The sequence below is a fragment of the Dyella terrae genome (genome assembly GCF_022394535.1).
Taxonomy (GTDB): domain Bacteria; phylum Pseudomonadota; class Gammaproteobacteria; order Xanthomonadales; family Rhodanobacteraceae; genus Dyella.
Genome location: NZ_CP089414.1, coordinates 4,206,058 through 4,227,809 on the forward strand (window position 1 = coordinate 4,206,058; position 21,752 = coordinate 4,227,809).

The following is a 21,752-nucleotide window of genomic DNA, read 5'->3' on the forward strand; positions in this document are numbered from 1 at the left end:
CCCTTTCGGTGGCGCAAGCTTGTTAAGCTTGCTGCCTCAGCCGGCCCTGTTGCCGGCTGCGTATGGAGGACGCATGCGCGTACTGGTGATCGAAGACAACAGCGATATCGCCACCAACATCGGCGATTATCTGGAAGACCGTGGCCATGTGGTCGATTTCGCCGGAGACGGCGTCACGGGCCTGCATCTGGCTGTGGTGCATGATTTCGACGTGATCGTGCTGGACCTCACGCTTCCCGGCATGGATGGCCTGGATGTGGCCCGCAAACTACGCCACGAGGCGCACAAGCAGACCCCCATCCTCATGCTCACCGCGCGCGATGCGCTGGAGCAGAAGCTCACCGGCTTCGAGTCGGGCGCCGACGATTACATGACCAAGCCGTTCGCCCTGCAGGAGCTGGCGGCGCGCCTGGAAGTGCTGGCGCGTCGTGGCAAGGGGCCGCAAAGTCGCGTGCTCAAGGTGGGCGATCTCACCTATAACCTCGACACGCTCACCGTGACCCGCGAGGGCAAGTCGATCCAGCTGAACCCGATCGGCCTCAAGCTATTGCAGGCCTTGATGGAGGCCAGCCCGTCGGTGGTGACCCGTCAGGATCTGGAGCAGCGCGTGTGGGGTGAAGAGCTGCCCGACAGCGATTCGCTGCGCGTGCATATCCATGGTCTGCGCGCAGCCATCGACAAGCCCTTCGAGAAGCCGCTGATCCATACGCGGCACGGCATTGGATACCGGATGGTCGAACCGGATGCAGTCCAGGCGTAAGCTCAGGTTCCGCCTGGTCGTCTCCTTCGCGCTGTTCGGCTTCGGCCTCAGCGCGTTGTTTGCATTTGCGGCGCTCAATATCCGCAGCAGGGTGGAGGACCAGTTGGTCAACTCCAGCCTGATAGATGACGCCAAGTACGCCAATCAGTTTGCCCAGGCTCATCCCGATGCGCCTGGGCCGGGGTCGCGTCTGATCACCGGCATGACCAAGAGCGAGCGCACGCTCTACAAGGCGCCGTTGGCGTGGCAAAACCTCGATACCGGTGTGCACGACATCAACGAGATGGGTGAGGACGGTAGTTCCCACCACTACAAACTCGCGGTGTATCGCGAGAACGGCATCATCAGCTTCGTGCGCTATGACGTATCGCGCGAGGAGCTGGGCAAGCGGCAGCTGATCATTAGCGTGATCGGCGCGGTTTTCTTGTTCGGCCTGCTCTCGCTGGCGATCGGCCTGTGGCTTTCCCGCAAGGTGCTCAAGCCGGTGAGTGAACTGGCTCGCCGGTTGCGCGATTTCCGCAAGAACGGCAAAGCAGAGCCGCTGGCGCCACACTTCGCCGATGACGAAGTGGGCGAGCTGGCCTTCGCGCTCGATGAGTACTCGCAGCGACTCACCGCCATGGTGGAGCGTGATCGCGAGTTCAACTCCGACGTGAGCCACGAGTTGCGTACACCGCTGGCGGTGATCTCCAGCACGACCGAGTTGCTGCAAGGGTCGCCTGATCTCACCGACAAGTTGCGCGAGCGTCTCAAGCGCATCGAACGCTCTTCCCGTCAGGCGGCTGAATTGGTTGAGGCGCTGCTGTTGCTTTCGCGCGCAGAGCGTCGCGGGCCGACACGCGGCGAAACTACCGAAGTGTCGAAGGTCGCCGCGGACGTCATAGAAAGCCAGCGGCCGCAGATGCGCGACAAGCCGCTGGAAGTTGAGCTGATCGTCAAGCAGCAGGTGAGCGTGAATGCACCCGCGTCAGTACTGTCTGTGGCGCTGACCAACCTGATCGGCAACGCCATCAAGTACACGCTTGAAGGGCGCGTCACCGTTGAGGTGAGTGCTGGTCGCATCGAGGTCATCGATACCGGTCCGGGCATCAAGCCTGAAGATGCGGAACGCTTGTTCCAGCGGGGCGTCCGTGGCGAAGGGGCGGGTGGCAGCGGTGCCGGCCTGGGCCTGGCGATCGTGCGTCGCCTGTGCGACCTCTACGCTTGGGATGTCTCAATGCGGCCGCGCTCCGATACCAACGGCGCCATCGCGAGCATTGTGTTTTCCTGATTCTGTCGAGGCGCACGGTATGCGCCCCGACAGCTTTGCTTCCTTAGAGCGGCTCCAGCCAACCCCACTGGTCGTTCGTCTTGCCGCTGAACAGGCCGAAGAACAGTTCCTGCAAGCGACGCGTAACGCGGCCGGCTTTGCCATTGCCGATCTGCTTGCCGTCCACCGAGCGGATCGGCGTGATCTCCGCCGCCGTGCCGCACATCAGCAGCTCGTCGCACAGGTAGAGGTACTCGCGCGGAATATCGCGCTCCACCACTTCGATGCCGTCCTCGTGGGCCAGCGTCTTCAGCGTGTCACGGGTGATGCCGGCGAGGATGGATGCGCTGGCAGGCGTGGTGTGGAGCACGCCGTCGAACACCAGGAACAGGTTTTCGCCCGCACCTTCGCTGAGCAGGCCGGAGGAGGCCATGGCAATGCCTTCGCCGAAGCCCAGGCGACGCGCCTCGCGGGCGATCAGCTGGCCGGAAAGATAATTGCCGCCCGCCTTGGCGCCCGCCGGAATGGTATTCGGCGCGAAACGCTGCCAGCTGGAAACACAGGCCTCGATGCCGGTCTCAAGGGCCTCTGGGCCGAGATACGGGCCCATCGCCCACGCGGCGACGGCCACGTCGATCGGCGTTTCGGCCGACAGACCGAAACCGCCCAGGCCGCGGTAAGCCACCGGGCGCAGGTAGGCGGCGCTCAGGCCGTTCTTGCGTACCACTTCACGGCAGGCGGCGGCGAGCTCATCCTGCGAGTAGGGCAGCACCATGTCGTAGATCTTGGCCGACTGGTACAGGCGCTTGAGGTGATCCGTCAGGCGGAAAATTGCGGCGCCGTCTGGCGTGGCGTAGCTGCGGATGCCTTCGAAAACCGACGAACCGTAATGCAGGGCGTGCGCCATCACGTGGACGGTGGCGTCTTGCCAGGGCTTGATGGCACCGTTCTGCCAGATCCAATCGGGGTACTGCTGCGCCATGGGGGGATCTCCGGGGGGAAAAAATCGCGCCATGATACCGCGCTCGCCCGCGCGGCGATTTTGCGTAGCACCAATGCCCTTGGGGTCAGCCCGAGGCGCGCAACCAGAGGCAGCCCGAGCGGCGCACGATGGTGAAGCGGCTTTCGCGGGGGCTGCCGCTGCCGTCGTTCGAGGGGGTGTGCACGATCAGTTGATCGCCCTGTCCCGTATCGCGCCGTTGTGTTGCGTGATCATCCGCCGCGTTTGCTGCGTCGCTGGTATCCGGGGGCGGGGAGTCGTCATCGTTTGATGCGCGGACATCCAGTAGCGGCTGCTGCATCAACGCTCCCAGCGAGCGGATGTCGGCGACGACAGCGTCACGACCGTAACCGTTCCAGATCATCAGGCCGGCCAGTCGATTCGGATCGCGCGTAGCGAACGCATCCACCATGCTCTGGCGCAGCTCGGCAACAGAGGCAGCGCAGGTAATCGCTGGCGGGGCGGCAGTCGCGATATCCGACGGCCCTTGCGTGGTCGTTGGTTTCAGCGGCGACGGCGGCGCATTCACCGGAGTTGCCTGCAGGGCTGCGCAAGGCTGGTCGGTGAACAAGGGATTGCCGTCGGGCCCGATACAACGATGGATGCCGTCCTGCGCCATGGCGCAAAACGGCAACAGGAACAGCAGCAGCGTCAGCGTCAGGCAGGCTCGGATCATCCGCCGAGCTTACCCTTCGCCTCGTCGCTTATCCGTGCAACCGGTCCAGAATCGATCGCGTGGCGCGTGCGCGATTCAACGTATAGAAGTGCAGACCCGGGGCGCCGCCTTCCAGCAGCCGGCGGCACAACTGGGCCACCACATCCGCGCCCAGTTCACGGATTGAGGCGGCATCGTCGCCATGCGCCTGCATGCGCTTGACGATCCATCGGGGAATCTCCGCACCGCAGGCGTCGGAAAAGCGCTTGAGCTGGGAGAAATTCGAGATCGGCATGATGCCCGGCACGATCGGAACCTTCACACCAAGTTTCCGAGCGTCGTCCACGAAACGGAAATAAGCGTCGGCGTTGTAGAAATACTGCGTGATGGCGCTATTGGCGCCCGCATCGACCTTGGCCTTGAAGTGGCGAAGGTCGGCCAGCGCGTCGTCGGCCTGCGGATGTACTTCAGGATAGGCCGCCACTTCGATATGGAAGTGATCGCCCGAGTGCTCGCGGATGAAGCGCACCAGTTCCGATGCATAGCGGAAATCGCCGGGGGTGGCCATGCCGGAGGGCAGGTCACCGCGCAATGCGACGATGCGGCGATAGCCGGCGGCACGGTAGTCATCAAGCAGCGCCGCCAACTCGGCCCGGGTGCCGCCCACGCAGGAAAGATGCGGCGCCACGCTCAGCCCGTGGGAGGTGTGCAGGCGGTACACCGTTTCGCCCGTGTAGCTGAGTGTCGACCCGCCCGCGCCGAAGGTGACGGAGACGTATTCAGGAGCGTGCGATTTGAGCAGCTTCGCGGCCTGGTCGAGCTGGTCACGCTGTTCATCGGTCTTCGGCGGGAAGAACTCAAAGCTGATGGACGACATCGAAGCGATCCATGGTGGGTGATGCGCGGAGTATATATCTCTTTTTCGCGATATAGAGATATCTACCCGTTGCTCCAGGCCCATGGCTCCAGCGGTGGGATCCCCTGCGACAAACCGCGGCAGCACACTTCAGGCCTGTCCTTGATCCAGATCAACTGGCCCGCCAGGGCTGCAGCTCAGACTTCCCGCCGTTCAGTTATGGCTAGGAGTGGGCCTCATGGTGGGCGTCGAGGGGAGTTACAACGACAAGGTCATACGGCAGTTCTCCGTGATGACCGTGGTCTGGGGTTTGGTCGGCATGCTGGTGGGCGTCTTTATCGCCGCACAGCTGTACTGGCCCGCCCTCAATTTCGACGTGCCGTGGCTCAGCTATGGTCGCCTGCGCCCGTTGCATACCAATGCGGTGATCTTCGCCTTTGGCGGTTGTGCGCTGTTCGCCACCAGCCTCTACACGGTGCAGCGCACCTGCCACGTGCGGTTGATCTCCGACAAGCTGGCCTCGTTCGTGTTCTGGGGGTGGCAGTTGGTGATCGTGGCCGCCGCCGTCTCGTTGCCGCTTGGCTACACGCAGGGCAAGGAGTACGCCGAGCTCGAATGGCCGATCGACGTGCTGATCACCATCGTGTGGGTGGCGTACGCTGTGCTGTTCTTCGGCACCATCGTCAAGCGCAAGGTGAAGCACATCTACGTCGCCAACTGGTTCTACGGCGCGTACATCCTCACCATCGCCTTGCTGCATGTGGTCAACAACCTGGCGATTCCCGCCGGTTGGATGAAGTCGTACTCGGTCTACTCCGGCGCCGTCGATGCGATGGTGCAGTGGTGGTACGGCCATAACGCCGTGGGCTTTTTCCTGACCACCGCTTTTCTCGGCATGATGTATTACTTCGTGCCCAAGCAGGCTGGCCGGCCGATCTATTCGTACCGCTTGTCCATCGTGCACTTCTGGGCGCTGATCGCCATCTACATGTGGGCCGGTCCGCACCACTTGCAGTACACGGCACTGCCCGACTGGGCACAGAATCTGGGCATGGTGTTCTCGCTGGTGTTGCTGGCGCCTTCGTGGGGCGGTGCGATCAACGGCATCCTCACGTTGTCGGGTGTCTGGTACAAGCTGCGCACGGACCCGATCCTGAAGTTCCTCGTCGTCTCGCTCTCGTTCTACATGATGAGCACGTTCGAGGGGCCGATGATGTCCATCAAGACGGTCAACTCGCTCAGCCACTACACCGACTGGACTATCGGCCACGTGCACGCCGGCGCGCTGGGCTGGGTCGCGATGATCTCCATCGGCTCGATCTACGCCATGCTGCCGCGCTTGCTGCGCCTGCCGAAGATGTACTCGATCAAGCTGATCGATACCCACTTCTGGCTACACACTATTGGCGTGGTGGTTTACATCGCCGCCATGTGGATCGCTGGCGTCACGCAGGGTCTGATGTGGCGTGCTACCGATCCAGAAACCGGCACGCTGGTCTACTCGTTCGTCGAAGCATTGAACGCGACCAAGCCGTACTACGTGTTCCGCCTCGGCGGCGGGTTGATCGTGTTGTCCGGCATGTTCGTGATGGCCTGGAACGTCTTCAAGACCTTCCGCCTCGCCGCCGCGAACACCGAGCCGCAACCGCTGCTCGCCCCCGATGCCGCCGACGCCCGTGCCTGAAGGAACAGACATGAGCCAGACACACGCGAAACTCGAAAAGAACATCGGGCTGATGGCCATCCTGGTAGCCGTGGCGGTTTCCTTCGGCGGCCTCGCCGAGATCGTGCCGCTGATGTTCCAGGCGGAAACCATCAAGCCTCTGCCAGGCATCAAGCCTTATCCCGCGCTGGAGCTCGCCGGTCGCGACGTCTACGTCCGCGAAGGTTGCTACAACTGCCATTCGCAAATGGTGCGCACGCTTCGCTTTGAAACGGAGCGCTACGGCCACTACTCACTCGCCGGCGAATCCGTCTACGACCATCCGTTCCAGTGGGGTAGCAAGCGTACCGGTCCGGATCTTGCCCGCGTCGGCCTGCGTGGCTATTCCGACGACTGGCATCGCGCCCATCTGCACAACCCGCGCGACGTCGTGCCGGAATCCAATATGCCGGCGTACCCGTGGCTGGCCGACAACAAGCTGGACGGCGCGGAAGTTACGCAACACATGCGTGCACTCAGGCGCATCGGTGATCCGTACAGCGATGCGGACATCGACGGCGCGGCCAAGGCCGTGGAAGGCAAGACCGAGCTAGATGCCGTTGTCGCCTATCTCCAGGGGCTGGGCACGCACGTGTCCCAGACCGACCTGAAGGCTGGCGAGGGAGCAGAGTGACATGGTGCCAGGACTGATTACGGCCGTGCTGCTGGTGCTGTTTGTCGGCGCCACCGTCTATCTCTGGAGGCCCAGCGTGAAACCGGAAATGGACGCCGCGGCACAGATGCCGCTGGACGATGACAAGGAGGAGATCGCATGACTTCCGGTTGGACGTGGTATGTCATCGCCATCGTGGTGATCAACCTGATCGGTTGCGTATGGCTGTTGCGCGGTAACACCCGCCGTAGCCCATCCGATCCCAAGCCGGACGAAACCGGCCATGTGTGGGACGGCGACATCACGGAGTACAACAAGCCGCTGCCGCGTTGGTGGATCAACCTGTTCTACATCACCATCGTGTTCGCCGTCGGCTACCTCTTGTGGTTCGGCGTGGGAACGTTCCGTGGCTACGGGCACTGGAGCTCCCAGAAAGAGTGGGCACTGGACGAGGCGGCGGAGGATGCGCGTCTCGACGACACGCTGAAACTCTATGCAGGAAAGCCCATCGACGAGCTGGCCAAGAATCCCCAGGCCGTCGCCATCGGTCGCACCATCTTTCTGAACCGGTGCGCGGCCTGCCACGGTTCTACTGGCCACGGCGCAACGGGCTTCCCCGATCTCACGGACGACATCTGGCATTGGGGTGGTACGCCGCACCGCATTCTGGAAACCATCCAAGAGGGACGGCAGGCCGTCATGCCCGCGTGGGCAACGGTGCTCACTGCGCAAGGCGGCCCCACGGCGGTCGACGACACCATCGCGTACGTCTTGTCGTTGTCCAAACCAGCGCAACCGAAGGACGAAGCCACCGATCGCGGTGAGAAGCTATTCGCGACCATTTGCGTGGCCTGCCATGGGCCGCAGGGCAAGGGCAATCAGGTTGTCGGCGCGCCGGATCTCACCGACAGTTATTGGTTGTACGGCAGCAGCAAGGCATCGCTGCATAAGACGCTGAACGACGGGCGTCAAGGCGTTATGCCGGCATGGAAGCCCGTGCTCGGCGATACACGCACGCGTCTGGTCGGTGCGTACGTATGGACCCTGTCGCCGCACAGGGATCCGCCACCTGCTGGCGCCGTGGTGGCCGAATGATCCACAAGAACAGCTCCGTTGCCCCACACGGCTCGTCCATGCCGATGTCTCAACGCTTGGGTGCGCTCCTCTGGCCAAGCTTCTTCGTGGCTGGCGTGGTGACGGTGGTGTTCTTTTCCTTCATCGACCCCATGGCATTGCGGGACATCACTTTCCCATCGCTGAAGATGGGGCGGGAACTGGGCTACACGCTTGGTTTCTTCCTGATCTGGTTGGCGACGGCGTCGTCGAGCCTGTTCACGTGGATACTCCTGCGCCCCAGCCGCGAAGTGAAATCAACTACGCGTTCCGGTAAAGCATCATGAGTCGCCGTATCCCACTACAGGTCATCCAAGACGAGAGCGACTCGTACTACGTCAGTGAGCGCAAGGTCTATCCGCGCGACGTGTCGGGTCGCTTCAATCGCCTTCGTGTGGCGGCCGTCATCTGGCTGCTGGGCATGTTCTATCTGTTCCCCTGGCTGTCGTGGCAGGGTCGTCAGGCCGTGCTACTGGATCTTCCAGCGCGCAAGTTCTACGTATTTGGCTGGCTGTTCCTGCCGCAGGACTTCCTGTTCCTGTCAGTGCTTTTGATCATCGCGGCGTTGGCGCTGTTCTTCTTCACGGCCCTGGCAGGGAGGCTCTTTTGCGGTTACGCCTGCCCGCAGACGGTGTGGACGGAAGTGTCGCTGTGGGTCGAACGCTGGTTCGAAGGCGATCGCAACAAGCGCATCAAACTCGATGCGGGTCCGTGGACGCGCGAAAAAATTCTACGCAAGAGTTCGCGTCATGCCGCTTGGGTGTTGTTCTCATTGTGGACAGGCTTTACCTTCGTGGGCTACTTCAGCCCCATCGGCGATCTCGCGCGCCGCATGCCTTTCGGTTGGGGTAGCTGGGAAACGTTCTGGATACTGTTCTATGCGTTCGCCACGTGGGGCAATGCCGGTTTCCTGCGCCAGCAGGTGTGCAAGTACATGTGCCCGTATGCGCGCTTCCAGAGCGCTATGTTCGATCGCAATACCCTGATCATTGCCTATGATCCGATGCGTGGCGAACCCCGCGGCCCGCGCAAGCGTGGCCTGCATAGCGTGCTGGAACGGGCGCGTGGTTTGCTCAACAAAGTCACCGCCTACGACTATGTCTTTCGTGCCAGCCAGCATCCATCAGCGGCCGATCATCGTGCGCAGGCCGGTGGCACCATCGCGTTGGCGGGTATCGGGGATGCTGCCGAGCCGCTGCCGACGTTCACGCTGGAACAGTTGGGCGACTGCGTCGATTGCACCATCTGCGTGCAGGTGTGTCCCACGGGCATCGATATCCGCAACGGCTTGCAATACGAATGCATCGCCTGCGGCGCATGCATCGACGCCTGCGACGAGGTCATGGGCAAAGTGGGTTATCCCAAGGGACTGATCCGTTATTCCACCCAAAACCAGATCGACGGCAAGCCGGGCAAGGTGCTGCGTCCGCGGGTATTCGTCTATGGCGCGCTACTGCTCGCGCTCATGGGGGGCTGGCTGTACGGCGTGACCCATCGCAGTCCGCTGATGGCGGAGGTACTGCGCGACCGCAACGCCATGTACAGCGAAACGCCGGACGGCAACATCCAGAATGCCTACACGCTCAAGCTGGTGAACAAAGCACAGCAGTCCCATCGGTTCGTGATTGATGTCACGTCGAAAGATGTCTCTGGCATCAGCCTCAACGGCGGTCCGAAAAGTGTAAGCGCCGAGAGCGGCGAGGTGCTGTCAGTACCGGTCACCGTCGTGAGCACATCGGAAGTGAGCGGACGTCACGAGGTGGCTTTCCACGTGCGCGATCTCGATGGCGATGCGTCCGTCACCATCAACAGCAGTTTCTTCGGGCCTCTTCCATGACTCAGACACGCAGTACCTGGCGCGAACCCATGGTGTGGATGCTGATCGGTCTACCGCTCGCATCGGTGGTGATCGGTTTTGCGCTTCTGTTCGCCGCCGTACGGCCCGGCCCGGAGGACATGGAGACCGTAGGTCGCGTCACCCAGGTGGGCAAGCTGCTCGTGTCTGCTCAGGATCGCGAGCCCGCCACGCAGGTCGATACCATGGGATTGTTGCTTCGACTCAAGGGGGACATGGTCGAGGCTGTGCCGATGGATGGTGATTTCCCCCGAGGCGGCAAGCTGCGTTTGACGCTTTCCTCCAACAACCCGGCCATCCAGACGCGTGTTTTCCATCTCTCGCCTAGCGAATTGGGTTGGCGTGGCGTGGGTTCGATGGACGGCGGGCATGACTGGGTTGTCGAGCTTCAGCCCGACAACGCGTCCTGGTCGTTGCATGGGCGCTGGACGGCACAGGCGCGGTCGCTTCGCCTGACGCCCTGATCGTGGATGCGGCGGCTGACATCGGCATAGCAGGTCGCACCACGGCGTGTTACCACTGCGGCGAGATGCTACCGCCGTCGCCGGTTCGCTTTGATGTCAACGGCAAGCCACAAGCTTTCTGCTGCCATGGCTGTGCTGCCGCAGCAGAATGGATCAGGCAATCGGCACTCGATGACTACTATCGGCTGCGCAGCATGGCCGGCACCCGAGTGGAGGATGTGACCGACCTTTCGAGTTGGGATCGTGACGATCTGCTCAGCGAGCACGCGACGCCCATCGCCGGTGGTCTGGAGATCACCTTGCTGACTGACGGCATGCGCTGTGCAGCGTGCGCTTGGCTGATCGACCGTGCCCTGCAGGCTGAGCCGGGCGTGTTTGACGCAGGCGCAAATGCGGTGACGGGACGCATCCGTATCGGCTGGGATCCGACGCGCACACGATTGTCGTCACTACTCGCCCGGCTCGCGATGCTTGGTTACCGGCCCTATCTAGCCACGGGGGCCGCGCGTGAGCGCGAACGTGTGGCCGAGCAGCGCCGATGGCTGATGCGTCTGGGCGTAGCCGGACTCGGCGCCATGCAGACGATGATGTTTTCCGAAGCTCTGTACCTGGACTTTGGTCATCACATGGCCGGGCCGACGCGCGACTTCTTCCGCTGGGTGGCGCTGCTGGTCGCCACGCCCGTGGTGTTCTATGCAGGTTGGCCATTCCTACAGGGCTGTTGGCGTGAGTTACGGCAGCGCCACCCAGGCATGGATACGTTGATAGCAAGCTCAACGTTGCTTGCCTATCTGGCGAGCGTGGTGGAAACGTTACGTGGCGGTGCGCAGGTCTGGTATGACGCCGCGACCATGTTCGTGTTCCTCTTGCTCGCTGCGCGCTTGCTGGAACAACGCGCCCGTCGCATCGCCAGTGCACAGGTGGATGCGCTGGCGCGTGCACGCCCCATGCTGGCGGTGAAGGAGCTTGCCGATGGGACACGTACCACCGTGCCGGTGGCGTCCCTCTCAGTAGGCGAGATCGCCTGCGTGGCCGTGGGCGAAGTGGTGCCGGTCGATGGTTGTCTGCTCGATACGCAGGCCTCCTTCGAAGAGGCACTGCTAACGGGCGAGTCCCGGCCGGTGAGCCGTTCGCGCGGCGCGACGATCTATGCAGGTACGACCTGCCGGGAAACGCCCGCGCGCATAGCGGTGACGCAGGTAGGCAGCGCCACCCGTTTATCGCAACTGGCTAGATTGGTCGATCAGGCGCAATCGGAGCGACCCGCGCTGGCACGCGTGGCAGACCGTATTGGCCAAGTGTTCGTATCGATCCTTCTTGTGCTGGCGGTGGTCGTCTACGTTTGGTGGCGCCTGCACGATCCTGCCCGTGCTTTCGAGGTCACCCTGTCCCTGCTGGTGGTGAGCTGTCCCTGTGCCTTGTCGCTCGCCGTACCGGCAGCGCTGGCGGCGTGCCATGGTGCGCTGGCGCGGATGGGTGTGCTGTCGGTTCGCTCGGGCAGTCTGGAGAATCTCGCGCACATCACGGACGTGGTCTTCGACAAGACCGGCACCTTGACCCGCGTGCAGCTGGCGGTGGGCGATGTGCGTACATTTGATGGATTCAATCCCGCACTGGCTTTGCAGATCGCCGCGGCGCTGGAGCGAGACAGTCGCCACCCGGTGGCCGAGGCATTCGCTGGCGTGCCGTCTCCGCTGTCCGCGCAAGATATGCGTGAGATCACCGGGCATGGTGTCACCGGGTGTATCGATGATCGGGTCTGGCGATTGGGCCGGGCTTCGTTCGCAGGGCATGGTGAAGACGATGGCCAGCTCTGGCTAGGCGATGAGCAAAGTGTCGTCGCACGGTTCTCTCTGCAGGAAGCGCTGCGCCCGCATGCCTTGGAAGCCATCGTTGCACTGCGCGCCCTCGGCTTGCGGCTCCATCTTGCCAGTGGCGACTCGGCAAGCGCAGTGGAAAAGCTGATGCGGAAACTACCGCTGGACGACGCTCATTCGCGGCAGTCATCCGAAGAAAAGTTGGCTCTCGTGCGCGCGCTGCAGGCGGAGCGGCGCGTTGTGGCGATGATCGGCGACGGCCTCAACGATGCTCCCGTACTGGCCGGTGCCGATGTGTCCATAGCGATGGGCGAGGGTGCTTCATTGGCACAGCGTGCGGCGGATATGGTGCTGACCGCGCCTTCGTTGCTGCGCGTTCCATCGGCCATCCGCCTCGCCCGCAGGACAAAGCGCATCATCCGGCAGAACTTCGCCTGGGCAGTGGGCTACAACCTGCTGGCGCTTCCGTTGGCGATGACTGGCCACGTCACGCCGGCACTCGCCGCGCTCGGCATGGCGTTGTCGTCATTGACGGTAACGGCCAATGCCTTGCGGCTGATGCGACAGCATGGTGAGGAGAAGGCGTCTTGATCATCCTGCTCATGCTCATACCGCTGAGCTTGATGTTGCTCGCGCTTGCGATCGGCGCCTTCGTATGGGCGGTCCGCAAGGGGCAGTTCGACGATATGGACACGCCGGCGCTGGATATTCTGACCGACGACGAGCGCGGCCCCGCTCCCATCGCCGCGCAGACCAGGGGTGCCATCAACGATATCGGCGACCATGGCGATTGACCTGCTCGCCTTGTCCGCAGCGCTGCTGAGCGGGTTGCTGGGCGGTGTGCATTGCGCCGCGATGTGCGGCGGCATCGCCACCGGGTTCTCGATGTGGTCACCCAGGCACGGCCTGTTGGCCTCGTTGCAACTGAACGTAGGTCGCGTGCTCGGATACGTGTTGGCGGGCGCGCTGGTGGGGGGGTCTCGGTGACGGTTTGCTGCGCTTGTTCGAATGGCATGCATTCGTCGTGGCAGCGCGCGTGGCGATGGGGCTGGTGCTGATGGTTGTGGCGCTACGCCTGCTGGACCAGCAGGGGCGGTTGCGTTTTCTGGGTCGTCCTGGCGCTCATCTGTGGCGTTGGTTGCAGCCGCTGCAACGGCGGTTGCTGCCTGCGAATACGGTGTGGCGTCGTCTTCTCGCCGGCATGCTCTGGGGCTGGATGCCCTGCGGCCTGAGCGCCACCATGCTGGCCGCGGCCTGGTTGCAGGCGAGTGCGATGAAAGGGGTGGTCACCATGGCCGCCTTTGGCGTGGGTACCTGGTTGGTGATGGTGCCGTTGACCTGGTCAGGCGCACGTGTAGGGCGTTGGTTGCAGCGACCGGGCGCACGGCGCGGCGCAGCAGCGTTCGTGCTGCTAGCCGGTGTGATGACGATGGCGGGGCCGTGGTTGATGCAGGTGCCATCGTTGCATGGAGTGATGGGGTGGCTGGGCTGCGGGCCGGACGCGCGTTGAGGCACGCTTGTGTGCAGCACAAAAAAAGGCCGCCTTTCGGCGGCCTTTTCGATTCACCCGAAGGTGTGATCAGTAGCGGTAATGATCCGGCTTGTACGGACCTTCCACCGGCACGCCGATGTAGTCGGCCTGATCCTGCGTGAGCTTGGTCAGCTTCACGCCGATCTGCTCCAGGTGCAGGCGGGCCACTTCTTCGTCCAGCTTCTTCGGCAGGCGGTACACCGTGTTCTCGTAGGTGTCCTTGTTCGCCCACAGGTCGAGCTGGGCCAGCGTCTGGTTGGAGAAGCTGTTGGACATCACGAAGCTCGGGTGGCCATGGGCGCAGCCCAGGTTCACCAGACGGCCTTCGGCCAGCATGTAGATGCTGTGGTTCGACTTTTCAAACGTGTAGCGATCCACCTGCGGCTTGATGGTTTCGCGCGACACACCCTTGGCGGTGTTCAGGCGATCCATCTGGATCTCGTTGTCGAAGTGGCCGATGTTGCACACCAGCGCGTTGTTCTTCATCGCCGCCATGTGCTCCAGCGTGATGATGTCCTTGTTGCCGGTGGTGGTGACGTAGATGTCGCCGATGCCCAGCGTGTCTTCGATGGTGGTGACCTGGAAGCCTTCCATCGCCGCCTGCAGCGCGTTGATCGGGTCGATCTCGGTCACGATCACGCGGGCGCCAAAGCCCTTCAGTGAGTGGGCGCAACCCTTGCCCACGTCACCGTAGCCGCACACCACGGCCACCTTGCCGGCGACCATCAGGTCGGTCGCGCGCTTGATGCCGTCGGCCAGCGACTCGCGGCAGCCGTACAGGTTGTCGAACTTCGACTTGGTGACCGAGTCGTTGACGTTGATGGCCGGCACCAGCAGCTTGCCGGCTTCGGCGAGCTGATAGAGGCGGTGCACGCCGGTGGTGGTTTCCTCGGAAACGCCCTTCCATTCGGCGGCGATCTTCTTGAACCAACCCGGACGCGCTGCAGCGGTGCGCTTGACCAGATCCTTGATGACCTGCTCTTCGTGGTTGCTGCTCGGGGTGTTGACCCAGTCGCTACCGTCTTCGAGTTCCACACCCTTGTGGATGAACAGGGTGGCATCGCCGCCGTCGTCAACGATCAGCTGCGGGCCAAGCTCACCCGGATGGGTCAGCATGTCGAGCGTGCATTCCCAGTACTCCTCCAGCGTCTCGCCCTTCCAGGCGAACACCGGCAGGCCGCCGACAGCCAGTGCAGCGGCCACGTCGTCCTGGGTGGAGAAGATGTTGCACGAGGCCCAGCGCACGGAAGCACCCAGTTCGCGCAGAGTCTCAGCCAGTACGGCCGTTTCCTTCGTGCAGTGCAGGGAGCCGGAAAGGCGCACGCCCTTCAGCGGCTTTTCCTTGGCGTAGCGGGCGCGGATCTGCATCAGGCCCGGCATTTCCTCTTCCGCCATGCGGATGCGGCGGCGGCCGAGGTCGGCCTGGGAGAGGTCACGGACCTTGAAATCCTGCTGGGCGGAATCCTTAGTAACTGCGTTCATTTGGCTTAGCTCCGGATGTTGTGCGACCCAGGGGTCGCATCGTTAACCGGGCGCCGTTGCAGGAAAAATCCATCGAGCCTGGCCGGTTTCGCAAGTTCACGAAGCCACGGTCGCAGCGCCCCTCGACGGGACATTGGAGTATAGCTTCCCCGAATGATGGTTTCGTGGCCATAAGAGCCTGTTCGGTTCAGTCCGACCCATGACTGATGGCGGGGTTGGGCCGGGCGCGGAAGCGTTAATGTCGCAAAGTATTACGACTCAAGGGGTTCCCTCCGATGGATATGTCGCTCCGACGCTTCGCGCTGGTTGGCTTGCTGCTGGCCGTTTCTCCGCATGTCCTGGCGGACCAGGCGCCCAAGACGCCGATGGCCGCCGCGACCTCCGGCTATCTCACGCCGCCTGCGCCGCTACAGGCGTTGGTGGATGCCCCGCGCCCGCCGCAGCTCTCGATCAGCCCGCACCGTGACCTGCTGGCGCTGACCCAGACGCCGCCCTTACCGGGTATCGACGTCGTTGCACAGCCGGAACTCAAGCTTGCCGGTCTGCGCATCAATCCCCGCACCTATGCGCAGAGTCGCTTCGTGTTCAGTACGGATCTGTGGTTGATGGATGTGGCTTCCGGCAAGGACATCCGCCTGCAGGGTCTGCCGCAACCCTTGTCCATTGCGACCTCGTCGTGGTCGCCGGACCAGCGCTATCTCGCCTTCAACCAGGTGAACGCGCGTGAGGGCACCAACGAATTGTGGGTGGTGGATGTGGCCGCTCGGTCCGCGCGCCGCCTGATCGCGTTGCCTTTGAATACCGTCGCGGGCCGTGGCTATCGCTGGATGCCTGACGGCAAGCAACTGCTCGTCCAGTTGCAACCGCAAGGGCAGGGCAGTGCGCCTGTCGCCAGCATCATCCCGACCGGTCCGGATACGCAGCAGACGCAAGCGGGTGGCGGCGTAAAGGCCATCCGCACCTATCAGGACATGCTGCGCAATGAAGATGATGCCAAGCTGTTCGAGTACTACCTGCGCTCGCAGTCCGCGCTGGTGGACCTGGACGGCAAGGTCACCCCGCTGGGCGAGCCGTCGCTGACGATCGCCATCGCGCCGTCGCCTGACGGGCGTTATTTGCTGCGCCAGCGCGTGGAGCGCCCGTTCTCGTATCTCGTACCGGTGGATAGCTTCCCGCGCCGCATCGAAGTGCTCGACCGTGACGGCAAGCTGGTGAAGGAGATCGCCCATCTGCCGTTGCTGGAAGGCCTGCCCACGGGCAACGACGCCGTGGCCACGGGTGTACGCGACATCAGCTGGCGCGCCGATGCGCCCGCTACGCTGGTTTGGGCGGAAGCGCAGGACGGCGGCGATCCCGCGCGCAAGGTGGACATCCGCGACATCGTGCAAATGCAGGCGGCACCGTTCGATCAGTCGCCGGTGACGCTCGCGAAGCTGGGCAGCCGCTACGCCGGTGCGTACTGGGCCAACGGTGGCCTCGCGTTGGTGGAGGAGTTCTGGTGGAAAACGCGCCAGGTGAAGGAGTGGCGTGTATCGCCGGATCAGCCGTCGCAGGCGCCGGTGCTGGTGCGCGAAGGTTCGTCGGAAGATCGCTACCGTGATCCCGGCACGCCCGCGACCATGCTTGACGAGCACGGCGAGCAGCGGCTCATCGTTACGACGGATGGCCAGAGCATCTATCGCCTTGGCGAAGGCGCCTCCCCGCAAGGTGACCGACCCTTCATCGACCGCGTGAGCCTGCAGTCTGGTCAGAGCACGCGACTGTTCCAGTCGCAGGCGCCGTACTACGAAGACCCCCAGGTGCTGCTGGACGCGGAAGGCACGCGCGCACTCATCTCGCGCGAGTCGCCCACCGAGCCGACCAACTTCTACGTGCGCGAGCTGGCTTCCAACGGCAAGCTGCGCGAGCTCACCCACTTCCCGAACCCGCTGCCGCAACTGAAGGGCGTGAAGAAGGAGCAAATTCGTTACAAGCGAAAGGATGGCGTGGAACTCACCGCCACGTTGTACCTGCCGCCCAACTACGACCCAAAGAGGGATGGTCCGCGCCCGATGTTGATGTGGGCTTATCCGGCCGAGTTCAAATCGGCGGATGCAGCGGGACAGGTGAAAGACTCACCATACAAGTTCAACCGCATCAGCTACTGGGGGCCGCAGGCCTTCCTCACCATGGGCTATACGGTGCTGGACAACTTCTCCGTGCCGATCGTGGGCGAGGGCGACAAGGAACCTAACGACACCTATATCCCGCAGCTCGTGGCCAGTGCCGAAGCGGCCGTGGATGAGGTGGTTCGGCGTGGCGTCGCTGATCGCAACCGCATCGCGGTTGGTGGCCACTCCTACGGTGCGTTCATGACCGCCAACCTGCTCGCTCACACGCGCCTGTTCAAGGCAGGCATCGCACGCAGCGGCGCTTACAACCGCACGCTGACGCCATTCGGTTTTCAGGCGGAGGAGCGCAACTACTGGCAGGCGCCCGACGTCTACAACGCCATGGCGCCGTTCAACTACGCGGATCACATCAAGGACGCGTTGCTGATGATCCACGGCGAGCAGGACAACAACTCCGGCACCTTCCCGATCCAGAGCGAGCGCATGTACGCAGCCGTCAAGGGCCTGGGCGGCACCGCGCGGCTGGTGTTGTTGCCGAACGAGGCGCACGCCTATCGCGCGCGCGAATCGATCATGCAGATGCTGGCGGAAATGAACAACTGGCTGGAGACGTATGTGAAGCAGGCGAAGCCGGCTGAAAAGGCGACTACCTCGCATTGAGCAATCGTGATGGTTGCCAGGGAAACGGGGCGCCTTGGCGCCCCGTTTCTTTTTGAAGTACCGATTGTTTTTGTGGCGGTGCACAAATCCGCGTGGCTTGGGGTAGTCTTGGACGTCCAGACATCTGCAACGTGGCATTGATGAACCAGCACCGCAGTCCTGAGTTCGCCCCGCACGACGCGCCCCTGCGCGAAGACGTCCGCCGCCTCGGCACCCTGGTCGGCCATATGCTGGCCGAACAGGTTTCCCCGGCCTTCCTCGACGAAGTCGAGCGCATCCGCACCGCTGCCATCGAGCGACGTGTAGAAGATGCGCCGTTGGACGTGCTCGGTGGCCTGCTCACTGGCCTGGACACGGACAAGGCCGAGTCGCTGGCGCGGGCTTTCGCCACGTATTTTCAGGCGGTGAACATCGCCGAGCGCATCCACCGCATCCGTCGTCGTCGCGACTACCAGCGCGAGGGTGGAGCGCCGCAGCCCGAATCGCTGCTCGATGTGCTCACGCGCCTGAAAGCGCAGGGTGTGGAGGCAGGCGAGCTGATCGAATGGCTGGAACGGTTACAGGTGGAACCAGTTTTCACGGCCCACCCGACCGAAGCGGTGCGTCGCTCGCTGCTGGAAAAAGAACAGGCCATCGTGCGGGCACTGGTCGACAACTTCGATCCCACGCGCACGCCGCAGGAACGCAAAGAAGACGACGACCGCATCTTCATGGCGCTTAGCGCGGGTTGGCAGACGGCCGAAGCATCTGCCGTCAGTCCCACCGTGCAGGATGAGCATCACCACGTCGGCTTCTATCTGGCCAATCCCATCTATCGCATCGTACCCGCGCTGTACGAGTCGCTGGCCGATGCGTTGCAGGTGGTATACGGCGTGGCCGTACCTATCCCCCGCTTGTTGAGCTTCGCTACATGGGTGGGTGGCGACATGGATGGCAACCCCAATGTGGGCGCCGCCACCATCGCCAGCAGCCTGTCCACGCAGCGCGCCCATGTGCTGGAGCATTACATTGAGGACATCGCGGGCCTCTCACGCTTGCTTAGCCAGACGGAAGATCGCGTCCACGTCGGTAGCGACCTGGCCAACCGCTTGTTTGACTATCGAGTTCGCTTTCCCGAAGCCGCCGCCAAGGTGCGCCCGCGCCATGCCGACATGCCTTACCGCAGCCTGCTCACCATTATCGGTGCACGCCTGGGCGCGACGCACGACGATAATCATCCCGAAGGCTATACGTCGGTCGACGAATTGTTGGATGACCTGCATCTGATCGCGGTCAGTCTGCTTGACCATCGTGGCCTGCATGCGGGTGCTTATGCGGTGCGCCGATTGATCTGGCGCGTACGTACGTTTGGTTTTCATCTTGCGCGCCTCGACGTACGGCAGGATTCGCGCGTGCATGACGATGCGCTGTCGCAACTTCTGCGGGATGTGGACTGGTCAACGCGCAACCCATCGGATCGCGCGGAGCGTCTGCGAGCTTATGCCAGCGGTGAGGAGAGACTGCTAAATAGTGATGACCCCACCGCCGTTGCGCTGCACGATGTGTTCGCCACACTACGCGAGGCACGCGGGCGCTATGGCGCGGAATCGTTGGGCTTGTACATCATCAGCATGGCGCGCTCTGCTGCGGACGTGCTTGCGGTACTGGCGCTCGCACGCCATGGCGGCCTCACCCAAGAGGGTCGCGTTCCGCTCGACGTGGCACCGCTGTTCGAAACCGTGGACGACCTGACCAACGCACCCGCGACGTTGCGGGCGTTACTGGATGATCCTGTCTACCGCGATCATCTCGCCTCGCGTGGTAACCGCCAGTGGGTGATGCTCGGTTACTCCGACAGCGGCAAGGATGGCGGCACGCTCGCGTCGCGCTGGGGATTGCAGCGTGCGCAGGTGGAGTTGTTGGACGTGGCTGCGCAAGCCGGTATCCGGCTGTCGTTCTTCCATGGGCGTGGCGGGTCCGCCAGTCGCGGTGGTTCACGCATTACGCCGGCGCTGATGTCTTCGCCACGTGGCTCCGTCGCCGGTGTGTTGCGCGTCACCGAGCAGGGGGAGGTGATCCATCGCAAGTACGGCATTCGTGCGCTGGCCTTGCGCAACCTCGAGCAAACGGTGGGCGCGGTGCTGCGTGCGTCCTTGCGGCCGCGCACGGACGAACCTCGCGAAGATGCATGGCGCGAGCTCATGAGCCGCCTAGCGGCGCGCAGCCGCGAGCATTACCGCGCGTTCGTCGATCGCGAGGGCTTCGTCGACTATTTCCGGTCCGCCACACCCATCGACGTGATCGAGCGCATGACGCTCGGCTCGCGTCCCGCACGTCGACGCAGCATGCGTGGCGTGCAGGACTTGCGCGCCATCCCGTGGGTGTTTGCGTGGACGCAGTGCCGCTCCATCCTGCCCGGTTGGTACGGTCTTGGCACGGCGCTGGATTTCGGTGCGAGCGAGTACGGTGAGGCCGCGATGTCGGAAATGGCGCATGACTGGCCATTCTTCGCCAACATGCTCGACGATGTATCGATGGTGCTGGCCAAGTGCGATCTTGGTATTGCCGAGGCATTCTCGACACTTGCCGGTCCGCTGCACGAACCGTTCTTTGCGCTCATCCGCGAGGAGTTCGAACGCACCCGTTACTGGCTGATGCGGCTCAAGCACAACGACACTCTGCTGCAGAGCGCACCGCGGCTGTCGACATCGATCGACCTGCGCAATCCGTACGTCGATCCCATGAGTTTGCTACAGGTAGATCTGCTCAAGCGCTGGCGCGCGGGTGGCGAGAGCGATGATGCGCTGCTTACGGCCTTGGTCGCGTGCGTCAATGGCGTGTCGCAGGGGCTGCAGAACACGGGTTGATAGTGGCCAAGCCCCTTGTGAAGAGCACGCAACCGCTCCATGTCATGCCTTCCAGTGGAAGGTGGCGTCGATGATCGAGCTATATCAGTTGCGGTGGTCGCACTATGTGGAGAAGGTGCGGTGGGCGCTGGATTTCAAGGGTCTCCCGTGGCGGGCTATTGATATCGTGGCCTACAAGAAGCAGGAGATGAGTCGTTTTCCCTGCGCGCAAACGGTGCCACTCATTTATGATGCATCGACGGGCGTAGCGCTGAGTGATTCGTCACCCATCCTTCGTTATCTGGATGAGGCCTATCCCGAGCAACCGCTGTTGCCTGCGGACCCGGTTGCGCGCGAAGAAGCCTGGCAATGGATGCTACGTCTCGACTCCACGCTAGGCCTGCACGCACGTCGGCTGGGCTATACGCAATTGATTATGGAGTGCCCGGACGCACTGCCACGCCTGTTCATGACCCAACCATTCGGTGGCTTGTTCGCGCGTCCCGTATGGCGCTCCCTGGCTGCACCGGTGCTCGGCATGATGCTGACCAAGCGCTTTCGCTTCGACCGCAATCGACAGGATCGGATCTACGAGCGGTTGGAGAACTTGCTGTTGCCGCTTGCTCAGATGCTTGAGCGCAACGCCTACGTGATGGGCGAAAAACTGAGCGCCGTAGATATCACATTGGCCTCGCTGTTGCGGCCGCTGCGGATCGTCCCTCACTTCAGCCATCATCCGCGTTTGCAGGGGCTGTTTGTATGGCAACAACGCCTCTTTCGCAGCCACGGCCGGGACGCGGCCTATCCGTACGAAACCATGATCGAGGCGCAGCGGCAACGCAGTGGTGCGATGCGGGGACGCGTGAGTTGGATGGAGACGCCTTCGACCACGGCGGCGGATGCGGAATGCTCACGAGCAGTGGCGGCCAATGACCAGCATTCAGTGAATGGGCTCAGTTTGTTTAAGGCTTGGCCGGGTTATCTGAAGTTGCGTTGGTTCAGTGGCGTCGGCAAGCAGGTCTACTCGCCAGCACCTTATCTCGAAGCCTAAGTTCATCC

20 protein-coding genes and 1 riboswitch are annotated in these 21,752 nt (G+C 63.0%); of the genes, 16 read left to right on the forward strand and 4 right to left on the reverse strand.

Annotated features, from left to right (window positions below; genetic code table 11):
- The first annotated feature begins 73 nt into the window (after positions 1-73).
- Positions 74-760, forward strand: coding sequence for a response regulator transcription factor (locus tag DYST_RS18545; protein WP_019466282.1), 687 nt, complete (start codon positions 74-76; stop codon positions 758-760).
- Complete coding sequence (locus tag DYST_RS18550; RefSeq protein WP_239947397.1) at positions 744-2,030, forward strand: sensor histidine kinase; 1,287 nt, start codon at positions 744-746, stop codon at positions 2,028-2,030. Before DYST_RS18545 ends, DYST_RS18550 begins: the two co-directional genes overlap by 17 nt.
- A 43-nt stretch (positions 2,031-2,073) precedes the next feature.
- Here the strand turns inward: DYST_RS18550 and DYST_RS18555 are convergent, their stop codons facing one another.
- From DYST_RS18555 to metF, 3 genes are all read right to left on the reverse strand, one after another.
- A complete protein-coding gene (locus tag DYST_RS18555) occupies positions 2,074-2,991 on the reverse strand; it encodes a branched-chain amino acid transaminase (RefSeq protein WP_102302977.1) in 918 nt (305 codons plus the stop codon).
- 85 nt (positions 2,992-3,076) lie between these two features.
- Positions 3,077-3,685 carry a DUF4124 domain-containing protein gene (locus DYST_RS18560; RefSeq protein ID WP_239947399.1) on the reverse strand — a complete coding sequence of 203 codons (609 nt, stop codon included), beginning with the start codon at positions 3,683-3,685 and terminating at the stop codon, positions 3,077-3,079.
- A gap of 28 nt (positions 3,686-3,713) precedes the next feature.
- Positions 3,714-4,541, reverse strand: a complete 828-nt coding sequence (gene metF / locus DYST_RS18565; protein WP_239952151.1) for a methylenetetrahydrofolate reductase [NAD(P)H] — start codon at positions 4,539-4,541, stop codon at positions 3,714-3,716.
- Between the two features lie 217 nt (positions 4,542-4,758).
- On the opposite strand from metF, the gene ccoN reads away from it, so the two are divergent.
- The 11 genes from ccoN to DYST_RS18615 are packed head-to-tail and all read left to right on the forward strand — an operon-like array spanning position 4,759 to position 13,594.
- Positions 4,759-6,204: a cytochrome-c oxidase, cbb3-type subunit I gene (gene ccoN / locus DYST_RS18570; RefSeq protein ID WP_239947401.1), complete on the forward strand. Its 1,446-nt coding sequence runs from the start codon at positions 4,759-4,761 to the stop codon at positions 6,202-6,204.
- A gap of 10 nt (positions 6,205-6,214) precedes the next feature.
- A complete protein-coding gene (gene ccoO / locus DYST_RS18575) occupies positions 6,215-6,856 on the forward strand; it encodes a cytochrome-c oxidase, cbb3-type subunit II (protein WP_239947403.1) in 642 nt (213 codons plus the stop codon).
- Position 6,857: 1 nt separating this feature from the next.
- Positions 6,858-6,998 carry a cbb3-type cytochrome c oxidase subunit 3 gene (locus DYST_RS18580; protein WP_239947405.1) on the forward strand — a complete coding sequence of 47 codons (141 nt, stop codon included), beginning with the start codon at positions 6,858-6,860 and terminating at the stop codon, positions 6,996-6,998.
- Entirely contained in the window at positions 6,995-7,930 is a 936-nt protein-coding gene (gene ccoP, locus DYST_RS18585) for a cytochrome-c oxidase, cbb3-type subunit III (RefSeq protein ID WP_239947407.1), read from the forward strand. The genes DYST_RS18580 and ccoP overlap by 4 nt, the downstream gene beginning before the upstream one ends.
- A complete protein-coding gene (locus tag DYST_RS18590; protein WP_428993926.1) occupies positions 7,927-8,235 on the forward strand; it encodes a hypothetical protein in 309 nt (102 codons plus the stop codon). Before ccoP ends, DYST_RS18590 begins: the two co-directional genes overlap by 4 nt.
- Entirely contained in the window at positions 8,232-9,785 is a 1,554-nt protein-coding gene (locus DYST_RS18595) for a 4Fe-4S dicluster domain-containing protein (protein WP_239947408.1), read from the forward strand. Before DYST_RS18590 ends, DYST_RS18595 begins: the two co-directional genes overlap by 4 nt.
- Positions 9,782-10,267, forward strand: a complete 486-nt coding sequence (locus DYST_RS18600; RefSeq protein WP_239947409.1) for a hypothetical protein — start codon at positions 9,782-9,784, stop codon at positions 10,265-10,267. The genes DYST_RS18595 and DYST_RS18600 overlap by 4 nt, the downstream gene beginning before the upstream one ends.
- Positions 10,268-10,269: 2 nt before the next feature.
- Positions 10,270-12,675 carry a heavy metal translocating P-type ATPase gene (locus DYST_RS18605; protein WP_275666870.1) on the forward strand — a complete coding sequence of 802 codons (2,406 nt, stop codon included), beginning with the start codon at positions 10,270-10,272 and terminating at the stop codon, positions 12,673-12,675.
- Entirely contained in the window at positions 12,672-12,878 is a 207-nt protein-coding gene (gene ccoS, locus DYST_RS18610) for a cbb3-type cytochrome oxidase assembly protein CcoS (RefSeq protein ID WP_239947410.1), read from the forward strand. Before DYST_RS18605 ends, ccoS begins: the two co-directional genes overlap by 4 nt.
- Positions 12,868-13,071 carry a sulfite exporter TauE/SafE family protein gene (locus DYST_RS24075; protein WP_275666871.1) on the forward strand — a complete coding sequence of 68 codons (204 nt, stop codon included), beginning with the start codon at positions 12,868-12,870 and terminating at the stop codon, positions 13,069-13,071. Before ccoS ends, DYST_RS24075 begins: the two co-directional genes overlap by 11 nt.
- 4 nt (positions 13,072-13,075) lie before the next feature.
- Positions 13,076-13,594: a sulfite exporter TauE/SafE family protein gene (locus tag DYST_RS18615; protein ID WP_275666872.1), complete on the forward strand. Its 519-nt coding sequence runs from the start codon at positions 13,076-13,078 to the stop codon at positions 13,592-13,594.
- 69 nt (positions 13,595-13,663) lie between these two features.
- On the opposite strand, the gene ahcY is transcribed toward DYST_RS18615, so the two are convergent.
- The gene (gene ahcY / locus DYST_RS18620; RefSeq protein ID WP_239947411.1) at positions 13,664-15,097 is read right to left on the reverse strand and encodes an adenosylhomocysteinase; all 1,434 of its coding nucleotides are present in this window, start codon (positions 15,095-15,097) and stop codon (positions 13,664-13,666) included.
- Between the two features lie 41 nt (positions 15,098-15,138).
- Positions 15,139-15,227, reverse strand: a riboswitch (S-adenosyl-L-homocysteine riboswitch).
- A gap of 145 nt (positions 15,228-15,372) precedes the next feature.
- On the opposite strand from ahcY, the gene DYST_RS18625 reads away from it, so the two are divergent.
- From DYST_RS18625 to DYST_RS18635, 3 genes are all read left to right on the forward strand, one after another.
- Entirely contained in the window at positions 15,373-17,868 is a 2,496-nt protein-coding gene (locus DYST_RS18625) for a S9 family peptidase (protein WP_239947412.1), read from the forward strand.
- 140 nt (positions 17,869-18,008) lie between these two features.
- Positions 18,009-20,714 (forward strand): phosphoenolpyruvate carboxylase, encoded by a 2,706-nt coding sequence (gene ppc / locus DYST_RS18630; protein ID WP_239947413.1) that lies wholly within the window; start codon positions 18,009-18,011, stop codon positions 20,712-20,714.
- 70 nt (positions 20,715-20,784) lie between these two features.
- Positions 20,785-21,744 (forward strand): glutathione S-transferase family protein, encoded by a 960-nt coding sequence (locus tag DYST_RS18635; RefSeq protein ID WP_239947414.1) that lies wholly within the window; start codon positions 20,785-20,787, stop codon positions 21,742-21,744.
- Positions 21,745-21,752: the final 8 nt, after the last annotated feature.

Excerpts from the sequence above, each read along its gene's own strand:
- DYST_RS18545 (WP_019466282.1), top strand. The coding sequence starts at position 74 with ATGCGCGTACTGGTGATCGAAGACAACAGCGATATCGCCACCAACATC.
- DYST_RS18550 (WP_239947397.1), top strand. The coding sequence starts at position 744 with ATGCAGTCCAGGCGTAAGCTCAGGTTCCGCCTGGTCGTCTCCTTCGCG.
- DYST_RS18555 (WP_102302977.1), bottom strand. The coding sequence starts at position 2,991 with ATGGCGCAGCAGTACCCCGATTGGATCTGGCAGAACGGTGCCATCAAG.
- DYST_RS18560 (WP_239947399.1), bottom strand. The coding sequence starts at position 3,685 with ATGATCCGAGCCTGCCTGACGCTGACGCTGCTGCTGTTCCTGTTGCCG.
- metF (WP_239952151.1), bottom strand. The coding sequence starts at position 4,541 with ATGTCGTCCATCAGCTTTGAGTTCTTCCCGCCGAAGACCGATGAACAG.
- ccoN (WP_239947401.1), top strand. The coding sequence starts at position 4,759 with ATGGTGGGCGTCGAGGGGAGTTACAACGACAAGGTCATACGGCAGTTC.
- ccoO (WP_239947403.1), top strand. The coding sequence starts at position 6,215 with ATGAGCCAGACACACGCGAAACTCGAAAAGAACATCGGGCTGATGGCC.
- DYST_RS18580 (WP_239947405.1), top strand. The coding sequence starts at position 6,858 with ATGGTGCCAGGACTGATTACGGCCGTGCTGCTGGTGCTGTTTGTCGGC.
- ccoP (WP_239947407.1), top strand. The coding sequence starts at position 6,995 with ATGACTTCCGGTTGGACGTGGTATGTCATCGCCATCGTGGTGATCAAC.
- DYST_RS18590 (WP_428993926.1), top strand. The coding sequence starts at position 7,927 with ATGATCCACAAGAACAGCTCCGTTGCCCCACACGGCTCGTCCATGCCG.
- DYST_RS18595 (WP_239947408.1), top strand. The coding sequence starts at position 8,232 with ATGAGTCGCCGTATCCCACTACAGGTCATCCAAGACGAGAGCGACTCG.
- DYST_RS18600 (WP_239947409.1), top strand. The coding sequence starts at position 9,782 with ATGACTCAGACACGCAGTACCTGGCGCGAACCCATGGTGTGGATGCTG.
- DYST_RS24075 (WP_275666871.1), top strand. The coding sequence starts at position 12,868 with ATGGCGATTGACCTGCTCGCCTTGTCCGCAGCGCTGCTGAGCGGGTTG.
- ahcY (WP_239947411.1), bottom strand. The coding sequence starts at position 15,097 with ATGAACGCAGTTACTAAGGATTCCGCCCAGCAGGATTTCAAGGTCCGT.
- DYST_RS18625 (WP_239947412.1), top strand. The coding sequence starts at position 15,373 with ATGGATATGTCGCTCCGACGCTTCGCGCTGGTTGGCTTGCTGCTGGCC.
- ppc (WP_239947413.1), top strand. The coding sequence starts at position 18,009 with ATGAACCAGCACCGCAGTCCTGAGTTCGCCCCGCACGACGCGCCCCTG.
- DYST_RS18635 (WP_239947414.1), top strand. The coding sequence starts at position 20,785 with ATGATCGAGCTATATCAGTTGCGGTGGTCGCACTATGTGGAGAAGGTG.